Source organism: Candidatus Diapherotrites archaeon, from assembly GCA_040755695.1.
GTDB lineage: Archaea > Iainarchaeota > Iainarchaeia > Iainarchaeales > 1-14-0-10-31-34 > JBFMAK01.
Genome location: JBFMAK010000001.1, coordinates 48,689 through 61,040 on the forward strand (window position 1 = coordinate 48,689; position 12,352 = coordinate 61,040).

The 12,352-nt window shown below is 39.3% G+C and carries 13 protein-coding genes; 7 read left to right on the top strand and 6 right to left on the bottom strand.

The window, feature by feature from the left end; translation table 11 throughout:
- The first annotated feature begins 28 nt into the window (after positions 1-28).
- Together AB1467_00375 and AB1467_00380 are read left to right on the top strand one after the other, a co-directional pair.
- Entirely contained in the window at positions 29-709 is a 681-nt protein-coding gene (locus tag AB1467_00375) for a class I SAM-dependent methyltransferase (GenBank protein ID MEW6294736.1), read from the top strand.
- A gap of 37 nt (positions 710-746) precedes the next feature.
- Complete coding sequence (locus AB1467_00380; protein ID MEW6294737.1) at positions 747-1,031, top strand: DUF5661 family protein; 285 nt, start codon at positions 747-749, stop codon at positions 1,029-1,031.
- Here the strand turns inward: AB1467_00380 and AB1467_00385 are convergent.
- Both AB1467_00385 and cca read right to left on the bottom strand, forming a co-directional pair.
- On the bottom strand, positions 1,023-1,799 hold the full coding sequence (locus tag AB1467_00385; GenBank protein MEW6294738.1) for a spore photoproduct lyase family protein: 777 nt from the start codon (positions 1,797-1,799) through the stop codon (positions 1,023-1,025). The genes AB1467_00380 and AB1467_00385 overlap by 9 nt on opposite strands.
- The gene (gene cca, locus AB1467_00390; GenBank protein MEW6294739.1) at positions 1,799-3,163 is read right to left on the bottom strand and encodes a CCA tRNA nucleotidyltransferase; all 1,365 of its coding nucleotides are present in this window, start codon (positions 3,161-3,163) and stop codon (positions 1,799-1,801) included. The genes AB1467_00385 and cca overlap by 1 nt, the downstream gene beginning before the upstream one ends.
- A gap of 69 nt (positions 3,164-3,232) precedes the next feature.
- Between cca and AB1467_00395 the strand changes: the two genes are divergently transcribed.
- Positions 3,233-4,822, top strand: a complete 1,590-nt coding sequence (locus AB1467_00395) for an ATPase, T2SS/T4P/T4SS family (GenBank protein ID MEW6294740.1) — start codon at positions 3,233-3,235, stop codon at positions 4,820-4,822.
- Here the strand turns inward: AB1467_00395 and thpR are convergent, their stop codons facing one another.
- From thpR to AB1467_00410, 3 genes are read right to left on the bottom strand one after another with little or no spacing between them, the layout of a single operon-like run.
- Complete coding sequence (gene thpR, locus AB1467_00400) at positions 4,823-5,356, bottom strand: RNA 2',3'-cyclic phosphodiesterase (protein MEW6294741.1); 534 nt, start codon at positions 5,354-5,356, stop codon at positions 4,823-4,825. It lies immediately after the preceding gene.
- Positions 5,353-5,967, bottom strand: coding sequence for a hypothetical protein (locus tag AB1467_00405; protein ID MEW6294742.1), 615 nt, complete (start codon positions 5,965-5,967; stop codon positions 5,353-5,355). Before AB1467_00405 ends, thpR begins: the two co-directional genes overlap by 4 nt.
- A gap of 12 nt (positions 5,968-5,979) precedes the next feature.
- Complete coding sequence (locus AB1467_00410; protein ID MEW6294743.1) at positions 5,980-6,645, bottom strand: metallophosphoesterase; 666 nt, start codon at positions 6,643-6,645, stop codon at positions 5,980-5,982.
- A gap of 43 nt (positions 6,646-6,688) precedes the next feature.
- Here AB1467_00410 and AB1467_00415 point away from each other — a divergent pair, with 43 nt between their 5' ends.
- The 3 genes from AB1467_00415 to AB1467_00425 are packed head-to-tail and all read left to right on the top strand — an operon-like array spanning position 6,689 to position 9,480.
- Entirely contained in the window at positions 6,689-7,501 is an 813-nt protein-coding gene (locus tag AB1467_00415; GenBank protein MEW6294744.1) for a hypothetical protein, read from the top strand.
- 7 nt (positions 7,502-7,508) lie between these two features.
- Positions 7,509-9,095 carry a tRNA uridine(34) 5-carboxymethylaminomethyl modification radical SAM/GNAT enzyme Elp3 gene (locus AB1467_00420; protein MEW6294745.1) on the top strand — a complete coding sequence of 529 codons (1,587 nt, stop codon included), beginning with the start codon at positions 7,509-7,511 and terminating at the stop codon, positions 9,093-9,095.
- Between the two features lie 10 nt (positions 9,096-9,105).
- Positions 9,106-9,480, top strand: coding sequence for a Holliday junction resolvase-like protein (locus AB1467_00425; GenBank protein MEW6294746.1), 375 nt, complete (start codon positions 9,106-9,108; stop codon positions 9,478-9,480).
- Here AB1467_00425 and AB1467_00430 read toward each other — a convergent pair.
- Positions 9,474-10,517, bottom strand: coding sequence for an mRNA surveillance protein pelota (locus AB1467_00430; protein MEW6294747.1), 1,044 nt, complete (start codon positions 10,515-10,517; stop codon positions 9,474-9,476). The two genes, AB1467_00425 and AB1467_00430, sit on opposite strands and share 7 nt — an antisense overlap.
- Positions 10,518-10,574: 57 nt before the next feature.
- Between AB1467_00430 and AB1467_00435 the strand changes: the two genes are divergently transcribed.
- Entirely contained in the window at positions 10,575-12,350 is a 1,776-nt protein-coding gene (locus AB1467_00435; protein MEW6294748.1) for a ribosome biogenesis/translation initiation ATPase RLI, read from the top strand.
- Positions 12,351-12,352 lie beyond the last annotated feature (2 nt).

Below are 12,352 nucleotides of genomic sequence, written 5' to 3' on the forward strand. Positions count from 1 at the left end.
GTCCATCCAAAAGAGAAAAGGCGGTTGAATGAAAAAAATAATAAAATCTTGCGGGCCCGACATTAAAAGGCGCATACTTACTGAAGGAATAAACTATTTTACTACAAGTAAGAAGTCGATTTGGGGGAAAGGGGATAAAGAAACACTAGAACTTTTAGAGAAAGAAGAAATTAACGGAAAATGGTTGAACCTAGCTGCCGGCGACGGTCGTTACAATCTGAACTTATTAAAGAAAGCTGACTTTGTTGTAGCTTCTGATATTGATAAAAGCGCTCTTAGTAAATTATACCATACAACACCCAAAAAATTTAGCATCAAATTAGACATTAAGGTATTTGATATAACTAAAAAATTCCCATTTAATGACGCCTCATTTGACGGTATTTTTTGCGCAGGTTTTTTGCATCTTTTTCCTAAAAATATTTTTAGAAGAATATTTCTTGAAATGGGCAGGATACTTAAACCAAATGGGAAAATTATAATAGACTTTGCAACAGACATCAAGAGGGTTTCACCAGACGGCAAACTTATTGTGTTTGGAGATGAACCTCAATATTCATTGGAAGAAGCCAAAGAACTTCTAAAAGAAACTTTTAGACAATATAAAATTAGAATTCAAGAGTTACAGGTCTTTGAAGAAGAATTTAAAGCTGCTAATTCTCCGTATAAATTTAGTTGCAAGGGTGTTTTATTGGTAGCCGAAAGGTGATTGAATGAAGCTGGCAGTTAAAAAGAGAGGTGGTTTAATGCCCAAAAAACATTTCACTGCAAAGGAAGCAAAAAGAATTGGAGAAAAGCTAGAGATTAAATGGAAGGAATTCAATGTAGAGCAGTTCAGGATGGGATTGGATGTGGAATTAGAGCACGGCAAAAGAGACAATAAAACAAATGTAAGCAATGACAACCCAGTTATCACAGGCAAGATTGCTTTGGCGCACTTGAACGAGTTCCCAGATTATTACACGAGGCTATACAAAATGGAGAAAGAAGCTGAGAAATTCCACAGCAAGAAAAATAGAAAATCAAAATAGCAATTTCAATTTAATTCCGTTCTCTCTTGCCAGTCCAATTATTTCCTTTCGCGTTTCGTTCCAGTATGATTCAGAAACCAGAATTTTCCTGAAGTCTTCTTCGCTCAGCTTTTTTTGCATGAGCATTTTCACCCAGTAGTACAAGTTAAGCTTGTCCACGAAAGCGTAATCCACTATGCCTTTCAGGTCAGAGAAAACTTTTTTTAGGTCAGTGAAATTTGGTAGGATTGGCCCAATGAAGGCATAGTTCTTGATTCCTGCTTCATGCAATTTCCTTAGTGCCTTAATCCTCTCGCTGTGAGGCGAGGTAAGAGGCTCGAATTTCCTTTGGTTGATTTCATCCAAACCTGTGATTGTAAGGCCTACTTCAATTGAATCAAGCTTCTTGAGCAAGTCAATGTCCCTTAGAACCAACTTGTTTTTTGTGAGGATTGAAAGGGGGAAGTTTTTTTTTGCAAGGAGCTCAAGGATTTTTCTTGTTAGCATGTATTTTGCTTCAATTGCTTGGTAAGGGTCTGTAACAGAGCTTAGCATTATCTCTCCAGGCTTCCTTTTCTTTAATTCCTTTCTGAGCACTTCAATTGCATTTGCTTTGACGTGGACGAATGAGCCCCATTCCATTTCTTCCTCAGAGAATTTTCTCATGAATGTAGCGTAGCAGTAAATGCAACCGTTCATGCATCCCATGTAAGGATTTATTGCGTAATCGCAGCCGGGAATTCCGGATTTATTCAAAAGGCTCTTACACTGGATTTCTTTTACCTGCATTACAGATTCTTTGAAAGGAACTCTTTTAGTTTTTTGTTCTTGCAGGCAGAAAGGATTCCTTCTTTTACAAGAACCTTGTATTTCTTTTTTATCTGCTTTGAGATGAAGCCCTTTTTTCTTTTCCGTTTTTCCATGAATTCTCTTGCGAGAGAGGAAGCGTGAACGTGCTTTCTTGGGATTATAACGTGAATTCTTCCCTTGATTATTTTTTCTCCTGTCCTTGCAGCGTGTTTTTCCAGGAACTTTTTCTTGTGCTTGAGCATTTCTATTGGTGGGCCTGCATGCAGTCTTGTTTTCTTTAACTTCAATTTTTTTAGTTCGATTAGGATGGCCATTGATTTCTGCTGGTCGCTCCATGTGTGCTCGTTCAAAACCTTGAATTCGTGTTTTTTTAGTTCTGCTGCAAGCTGCCCTGCAATCTTTTTTAATTGCCCGAAAACAACGTCTTCATGTATTTTGCTGTAAGGGATTTCAATTAGCATTAATTCTTTTTTTTCCAGTTTTTTCTTTAATTTTTTTGAACTCAAAATTTTGGTTGGCTTCGGGAAAAAGAATTCTGCTGAAGGCTTTTGAATGAATTTCTCGGCATTTTCCTTGAATTTTTGGAACTGTTTTAGTGAAACAGCTGCAGCAGCATTTCTTTCCTTGTCTGTAGGGTCAATTACAATTAAAGGTGTGCCAAATTTTTTTCTTAGCGCAGGAAAATCTTTTTTTGTGTAATAATGCTCCAAGTCTATTACTTCCCCCTTCTTCCATTTCCCTGAGGCTTTGAGGACATTCAGGAAATTCCCTCTATTTAGTACAAGCAATTCTGTCAGGTATCCAGAAAACCCCTGCACTTTCAGTTCTGCTCCGTAGCAGTCAATTGCCTTCAGGAATTTTTTTAAGAGCCTTATTTCGTCTTTCATTTTTTCTGTTAGTCTTTCCTGCAGATAAGAATTATGGAAGGGCGTCCTGTCCACTGCAGAAATTCTTTCAGTTGCTTTTCCCACCTTGTATGCAGGAATCAATTCTATTTCCAGGCCCTTGAATTTTGCTTTAAGGTAAGGGTGCTGGCCGAAATCTATTTCATATTTCAGGCCTTCAACTGTTTTTTTTGCAATCCTCAGGCCTTCACTTTCAAGTTCTTTATGGTGAAGGCTTTTAGGGAACAGGATGAATATGTCAATGTCTTTGTCTTCCTTTAATTGCGTGCCTCGCGCAATAGAGCCTGCCACAATCGCCTCCAAATGTTTTCCTTTCAATTTCATTATTCTCTGAATCATTTTTTTTGAGGCGTAATTCTCTTTTTTTATTTCTTCTTCTGTTGGCCTGATTCTTTTTATTGTTTTTTCCAGCAAGGCCCTAATTCTTGCGTTTTGCATATAAAATCAATTAATTTATGGAAAACATTAAATATTATCTTTTTCAATTAATATAGGTGTTGTTTTAAAATGGAAATCTTAAAGCCAAGAGAGCCCGCTAAACCTGTTGCTCCAGAGAAAACTGACATTGCTGATTCTTACGGAGAAATTGTAATCCATGAAAGATATCCCTGCTTTTATTACCAAGTAAAAAAGGCTTCTCTCACTGAAGATGAATTAAAATTTGCTGACCTCTTAAGAAAGGTAATCATGAGAACCCTCACTGTAGGGGAAATCCTTTCTGCTTACCAGAAGACAATATCAAAAAAATTCCTGCAGGAATTCTCTGACCAGATAATTAAGACAATTGAATTGAACGAAGCAATTCAAAGGATTCCTGACATTGAAACGCTCTCCACACTAAAAATGAATTTGATTGCGCTCATAAAGGAATACCTTCCGTTCATTCCCCACGAGAAATCCTTTGTTGATGAAGTCCTTGATTTCACTATTGGATATGGGCTTCTTGCGCCTTTAATGAGGGACGACTGGCTTGAAGAAATAATGATTAATGGTTACAGCAAGCCTGTCTTTGTATTCCACAAGCGCTTCGGCATGTGCGAAACAAACCTTGAGATAAAGCAGGACGGCGAAGTAAACAAGCTGATTTTAAGGATAGCAAAAACTGTTAACAAGGAAATAAACGATAATTCGCCATTGCTTGACGCAAGGCTCCCTGACGGAAGCAGGGCAAACGCAACATCTTCTTATGCAACGCCTTTCGGCCCAAGCCTCACAATAAGAAAATTCAGCAGGATTCCCTTAAGCGTAATTGACTTGATTGCAAACAATACCATGACCTCTGAAGTAGGAGGCTTTCTCTGGACAATGGTTGAAGGCCTCTCAATTGAACCAATGAATATTCTTGTTACGGGAGGCTCAGGCACAGGAAAGACAACAACCTTAAACGCATTAATCTCTTTTGTGAGTTTTAGCGATAGGGTAATTACAATTGAGGATACACCTGAACTACACTTAGGTGACAGAAAGAACTGGATTCAAATGGAGGCAAAGCCTTCAATCACTAACACAGTTGAAATCACAATGGATGACTTGCTGAAGAACGCCCTGAGAATGAGACCTGACAGGCTTGTAATAGGTGAAGTAAGGGGAAAGGAGGCAATGACCCTATTCACTGCAATGGACACAGGCCACAAGGGAATTATGGGAACATTGCATTCAAACAGTGGCAGAGAAATGGTCACAAGACTGAAAAGCCATCCAATGAGCGTCCCAGAGGTAATGATTCCATTGCTTGACCTTCTTGTAGTGCAGTACAGGATGTACTCAAAAGATAAAGGAATTATAAGAAGGATAGCACAGATTTCAGAGATAAGCAGGATGGAGGACACAATACTATTGGGGGAGATCTACACTTGGAACAGGGAGAAGGACTTGCTTGAAAGAACAGACATTCCTGCCCACGTGACAGAGGTATTAGCAGATGCAACCAACCGCACAAAAAAAGACGTAATAAAAGAAATCAAGATAAGGCAGAAGATACTTGAATGGATGATGGCCTCAAATATAAGAACTAATTCAGAAGTAGAAAAAATAATACAGGAATACTACTACAATCCAACCTCAGTCTTAGAAAAGGTTTCAGTGGACATACAATAATTATTTTTTTAATTCAAATCTTTTTATTACAAAATATTTTGGGCCCTTAGGGCTCAAAACAGACTCCATCAAATCAACTGAAGTAATTGGAATTTTCTGGCACTTCATTCCCTGATTCAATTCCTTCACCAATTCCTCCACTTCACTTCTCTTCATTCCCTTCACCCTTGCAAGAGTAACGTGCGCGCTGAACCTTTCGTCTTCAACCCCAATCAATTCACTTAATTTCCTGTAGATTGCCTCAATCTCTTTTTTTCCTTCCTTTACCCCAAGCCAGATTACTCTCCCATTGAAATGCCCTGCGCCCTCCAGAACAGCATTAAATGCAGACAACTCTTTAATTGCACTCAATTTTTCTTCTAATTCCTTTACTGCCTCTTCATTCAGGTAACCCAAAAAAAGCATTGTGACATGCAGGTTCTCTTCTTCCACTACCTTGCATTTCTTTCCGTCAATCTTACAGCTTATGCTGTCGCAGACCTCTTTTTTTGTTTCTTCAGGCAAATTAATTACAATGAAGACGCGCTTGTTCATATTTTCCACTCTAATTCTTTTTTGAGCAGTAACTCAAATTTTTTTAGCTGCAGGTAATTTTTCTTTAATTTCTGGTTTGCTTTTTTGACAATGAACTCCAAGTAATCTTTTTCAACCAAATCCTTGCCCTTAAATTTCAAAGGAAGGGCCATTGACTGTGTTCCAATCAATTCCATTAAAAATTTTCCTTCGACTGCGACCATTATTCCCAGTCTTTTTATTCCTGCCTTGCGTGCAATTGAGAGAAGGCTGTTTGCGTTATGCAGGGAATTGGCTCCAATGTGCAGGATGAAGGGCTCCTGCTTGAACCAGAGCTCAGGCTCATTCAAAGGCTTTTTCATTGCGCTCAAAACCTCGCTCAATTTCACTTTCCTGTGCCATTTTTTCAGAAAAGACGCTTCCCTCTTGCTTTCTTCTTCATCTGTCTTCAACAAAATAATTCTTCCAGCGCAAGTGCTTGCAGTAAAAAATTCAGGCAAGGAAAAAAGCAACTTGCAGAGTGAAACAACCTGCTTGTCTGCCATTCCTTCTTTCACTGCCTGCAAAAACCTTTTCTTGTGCCTCTCTTTCACCATCTTAAACCTAACTTCAGCAAGGCTTTTTTCCTTCAATTAAATGCACCTTCACTCCAAGTGGATTCTTTTCACCTTAATTTTGTTTTCTTCGATTTCAATTATATTTGCAAGCCCGTATTTTAAGGGTCCAACATTAATGCACTTTGTTTTTTTCAGCATGACTTCTCCGCCTGCCTCATGCACGTGGCCGCACAAATTCAGCAATGGCTGTTCCTCTTCAGTTATTTTCCTGACTGCCTCTGACCCTATATGCATTCCGTTTCTGCTTAAATCAATTTTTGTGTTCTTTGGGGGGGAATGAGTCAAAAGGATTGTTCTGCCTGAATTGCCTGCCTCTTCGAATAATTTTTTTAGGGTTTCATAAATTTCTTTTTCCTGGAACACGATGTCCCCCACGCTTTTCACTGAGCCTCCAAAGCCGATGAAATCATATCCCTTAAATTCTGCTTTTTTGGCGTGCAGGCTCAATTCCTTTTCTTCAAAGAACTCTATTACTTCTCTTGTGTCAAGGTTTCCTGGCACAAAAAATATTTTCTTGCAGATTTTCTCCAATTCCATCAGGCCTTTTTCTGCGTCATCCCTTGAGCCGTAGCTTGTAATATCGCCTGCAATTGCAATCAATTCAACTGAATCCTTTCCTTCTTTTATTTTTTCCCTGAGCTTTTCTATTGCCCCAAAATTTGAATGAATGTCACTCAAAGCCAGCAATTTCATGCAAAACACTTTAAATTTTTAATCTATGATAAATCATTATACAGTGAAAAAGATGTTTAAAACAATAGGGGTTCTAGTTTTTTTTGTGCTGGTTGCTTCAGGGGCTTTCGCCACAATTTCAATGCTCAAGCCTTACGATAAGGCCCTCGAGGACGGCAGCACCCTGAACTTGGGCGAGACAGCAAAGCTTTCCCAGGGCGAAACACTGGAATTAATTTTTTCTGTTGACTCAAAGGAAGGATTCAACTGGAATCAGGCATACGTGGAGGAAAGCACTCTCCCTGCAAATTGGAGCCAGGAGAAATCAATCATTTATGGCGAACAGATAGGCCTTAAAATGAAAATTGCAGGAGACGCATTGGATGGAACTCAAAGGCTGAAAATAATCCTTGCCTCTGACAGCAAGACAGAATCATTTGATTTAATTCTGTTCATAAAAAAAGGCCTCTTGAGCGCAAACATCCAAGGCCTTGACAGGGCCGTAAAAGTAGGAGACACAGTGGCATACAATGTAACAATAGGAAATGACTCAATTGCAGACCACACTGTAATAATTTCCTCAGACCTTCCAAGCTACTGGATGAAAGAAAAAGAGGTTACAGTGAAAGGCAAGGAATTCGTGAAAACAACCTTTACTGTTGTGCCCAAAACCTATGGCGAAAGAAAATTCAACTTCATCCTTAAATCGAAACTGAATGACTCTTCAATAAACTCCTTTGAGGCAATCCTCAGAGTTCAACCAACAATTGAAAGCAAGTTCTTCAATGCCTTGTACGGCTTCCCCTTCTTCAGCCCAACCTTAACACCTTACTACCTCATAAATTCCTTTTTGGCCCTCATAACAAAATCAGTCTGATTCTTTCATGAACTGGAAAAAATATTCTATTAGGATAATTCAGGAAATAGAGAAAAGAAAAATTCATTCAGGAAAGGAATTGAATGAACTAAAGCTGAAGCTTTGTGAGGAGCTCCAACTAAAAGAAATGCCTTCAAATGCCACAATTCTCTCCTATGCAAAAAAGCCTGGCAAAGAATTAATCCAATTGCTTAAGACAAAGCCCATCCGCTCAATAAGCGGCATTGCTTCTGTGGCAATAATGGCTGCGCCCCAGAAATGCCCTGGCGAATGCTCTTACTGCCCTAACAGCTTGATTGAATCAAATATGCCTAAAAGCTATACTGGCTTGGAGCCTGCAACAATGCGCGCAATAGCAAATTCCTTTGACCCAAAAAAACAGATAGAGAACAGGATAGAGCAATTGAATGCAACAGGCCATTCAACACAGAAAATAGAATTAATAATAATGGGGGGAACATTCCTTGCCTCCGCCCAGAATTACCAGAAGAGGTTCATGCAATCCTGCTATAAAGCAGTAACTGGAAGAAGGACTTCCTCAATGCAGGAAGCATTAAAAGAATTGGAGAAAACAAGAAACAGGCTTGTAGGCATTACATTTGAAACAAGGCCTGACTTCTGCAATAAAAAAGAAATAAACAGGATGCTCTTATTTGGCGGGACAAGAGTGGAATTAGGCGTCCAAAACCCTGACAATGAAATATACAGGAAAATAAGCAGGGGCCACACAGTAAAAGAAGTAATCAATGCAACCCAATTGCTCAAGGACTCTGCATTCAAGGTATGCTATCACTTGATGCCAGGCCTTCCCTTCTCTAACCCAAGAAAAGACCTTGCAATGTTCAAGAAAATTTTTTCAAGGAATGAATTCAAGCCAGACATGGCGAAGATTTACCCGTGCCTTGTAATAAAAGGCACGAAATTGTACGAGCAATGGAGGAAAGGATTGTATGAACCTTATTCCACTGAAGAGGCAGCAGAACTCATAGCAAAAGCAAAATCTTTTTTCCCAAAATGGGTGAGGGTAATGAGAGTGCAGAGGGACATTCCTTCAACTGTTGTTGCAGCAGGAGTAAAGCACACAAACCTAAGGCAATTAATAGAAGAAAAAATGAAAGAAAAAGGAATAAAATGCAATTGCATTAGGTGCAGGGAGATAGGCCACGCCCTCCTGAAAAAGCCTGAAATAGAAGAAGAATTAAGTGAACCAAAAATTCTGGTCGAAGAATACAATGCAAACAAAGGAAAAGAATTTTTCATTTCCTTGGAAGACACAAAAAACAATTTATTGTATGGATTCTGCCGCCTCAGAAAGCCTTTCAATCCCTTCAGAAAGGAAATAAACGAGAGAACTGTTTTGGTGAGGGAGCTTCATATTTACTCTGAAAGCCTTCCATTAAAAGTGAAACCTCATAAAAGGGAATTCCAGCACAGGGGCTTCGGAAAAAAGCTCCTAGAGAAAGCAGAGGAAATTGCAGCAGAAGAATTGGGCTGCAAAAAGCTCCTTGTAATTTCAGGCTTGGGGGTAAAAGAGTACTACAAGAAGCTGGGTTTTAAGGATGACGGTTTATATGTTTCAAAGAGCATTGCATAAGTGAAAAAAAATGGATGAATTCATCATTGCATTAATTGTAATTTCTTTTGCCTTGATTGCAGTGCTTGCCTATTTCTTTTACCGCAAGGCACTGCAGTTAGAAAGAGAATTAAATCAGCTTGCTTTCGATAAATCCAGCCAGTCAGTGAAGTATGGGAGAATTTCAGAGCAATGGATTCCTTTATCAGAGAAGTTTCCCTTCGAAAAAGACAAATTCAAGTTTTTAGGCCAGCCAATTGACGGCATAGTCTTCGGCGATGACTCCATAATCTTCTGCGAGTTCAAATCAACAGACACAGCGCAATTAAATGAAGCCCAAAAGAAAGTAAAAGAGCTGGTGAAACAAAAAAAGATTGAATGGTTTGAGATGAAATTGCATCAATAGTTCACCTTGAATCTCAGGAATGCAATCATTCCCCCAAAGCCTTCCAGGATTTTTCCGGCTTCGTGCTGTGAACTCACCACAAGTATTATGCTCTTGGATTGCTCCAGTTTTTCAATCAGTTTCTCGGCTTCCTCTCTTTCCACGAGCAATTTAGTGTCAGAAATAAGGAGTTCTTTTATTGCCCCTGATTCTGCTGCCTTCTCTATTTCTTTTATTCCGTATGCAATGAGCTCTGAGCCCCTCTTTATTTCAATGAGGGCGTTTTCCACAAGCCTTGTTTCCTCTGCCACAAGGGAATCTACAATTATTTTCTCGATTACCCCTGATTTAGCCAATTCATTCAGTCCTGTTATTCCCACAGAATTGGTTGATTCAGTGAAGAAGTTCCCCTTAAAGTTTTTTTCTTTAAGATACTTCTCGAAGTCTTCTTTTGTGAAGCCAGGGCCTGCAATTATCACTTTGTCGAACTTGCTGTCATTTATTTTCTGCAAAAGCTCAGAGAAGTATTTGTTCTCTTTTTCTTTCTCCTGCTTGAACTGCTTTCCGTGCCTTTCAGACCTGATGGAAAATTTTAAGTCAAAGCCGAAGTCTTTCACTAAAGCAAAGTCTGCCTGCTCGTCATCCAGTAACACAACCAATAATTTCGGCTTGTTTGTAGAGCTTACAGCTTTCTTGATTCTCTCTATCTGGTACTGCTTCAATTTCTTTTTTTTGACCTGAATCTTTGTCCCTAACCCTACCTCAATCGCGTGATGTGCTCCAAGCTCAAGGAATTCCTCTGGCTTCATTGAAGTCATTGGCCCTGAAATCCTTAACTGCACTGCATCCTTGTGGAATTCAATTTTTTCCACTTCAACTTCGACCATGACAGGAATTTTTTCTGCTTTAGTGCCTTCCCCTCCCTTTATTTTTCTCGTGCTCCTGCCTTTAATTAAATCGCCCTTCTCTATTATTCTCTCCAGGTGCCATAAGTCATCAAGGCTTTCAGGAACCAATTCAAGAAAAGAATTCCTTTCATCAATCTTTAATGCTTTCATGCTATATTAAAAGAATTTGAATAAAACAATTTAAAACATTGCCAGCAGAAGTTTTTCATGGAATCAAAAAAAAGGATTGCAGTAATAAATTACAATAAATGCCAGCCTGAGGGCTGCGGCAACTTCTTGTGCGTGAGAGTCTGCCCGGTGAACAGGACTGCAAAAGACTGCATTACAATAGAGCAATTAAAGCACAAGCCAGTAATTTCTGAAGAGTTATGCATTGGCTGCCAGATCTGTTCAGTTAAATGTCCTTTCAGTGCAATCACAATCATAAACCTTGCAACAGAATTAAGCAATCCAATCCACCAGTATGACAAGAATGGTTTTCGTCTTTACGGCCTCCCTTACCCGAAAGAAGGCTCTGTGACAGGCCTCATAGGAAAGAACGGCACAGGAAAGACAACAGTAATGAAAATCTTATCCCAGCAGATAATTCCAAATTTAGGAGACTTAAAGGCAAAGCCTTCGACAGAAAAACTGGTTGAATTCTACAAAGGAAAAGAATTAGGTAATTTCTTCAAGAAAGCAAGAGAAGGCAATGCAAAGCTTTCCTTTAAGCCCCAGAACATCGAGGAAATACCAAAAAAAATTAAGGGAAAAGTAATTGATTTGCTCAAAAAAGCAGACGAAAGCAATTCACTGAAAGAAATTGCTGGAGCACTTGAACTAGAACAATTGTTCGACCATGAAATTTCAGAGCTTTCAACAGGAGAACTCCAAAGGCTGGCAATTGCTGCTGCCTCACTCAAAAAAGCAGAATACTATTTCTTTGATGAGCCTTCATCTTTTCTGGATGTAAGGCAGAGGCTTAATGCAGCAAAAGCCATAAATTCAATTGCAGAAAAAGGCAAGAGCGTCATAGTAATAGAGCACGACCTCGCATTATTAGATTACCTAAGCGACTACATTTTCATTTTGTTCGGCAAGCCTGCAGCGTACGGAATTGTAAGTAATGCAAAAAGCACTTTGAACGGCATAAATGAATTCCTGCAAGGCTTCCTGAAGAACGAAAACATAAGGTTCAGGGACAATGAACTTAAATTTGAAGTCAAGGCAGCGCAGTCAAGCGCAAAGAAAGACAAGTTCCTCTCCTATCCAACCATGGAGAAAAGATTTTCTTCCTTCAGCCTTCACGCAGAAGCAGGCGAACTAAAAGAAGGAGAAATAATTGGAATAATAGGCCCAAACGGAATTGGAAAAACAACCTTCATTAAAATGCTTGCAGGAGCCCTTGAGCCTGACAACACAAAAGTGGAATTGAAGATGAAGGTTTCCTATAAAGCCCAGAACCTTGAACCCCAAAAAATAAAAGTGCGGGAATTGTTCATCCAGCCTTCAATCGACTCAGAACTCTTTAAATCAGAAATAGAAAAGAAAATGGAATTAAAAGAATTAATGGAATTAAAATGCAGTGAATTGAGCGGGGGGGAATTACAAAAAGTGGCAATAGCCTTGTGCCTGAGCAGGCAGGCAGACATCTTCCTTCTTGACGAGCCTTCAGCTTTCATTGACGTTGAAGACAGGATTGCGACAGCAGAAGTAATAAGAAGCGTAATAGAAAAAAAGAAGAAGCTGGCAGTAATAGTAGACCACGACCTCTTATTCGTTGACGCAATCTCTGACACACTGATTGTATTCGAAGGCTCTTCCTCCATAAAAGGATTCGCCAGAGCACCGCAAGAAAAACACGATGGAATGAATTCCTTCCTTAAAGCAATGAATGTCACATTCAGGAGAGACCCAACAACAGGAAGGCCTCGCGCAAACAAATTAAATTCAGTTAAAGACAGGGAACAAAAAGAAAAAGGCGAATACTATTACACAAAATAAGA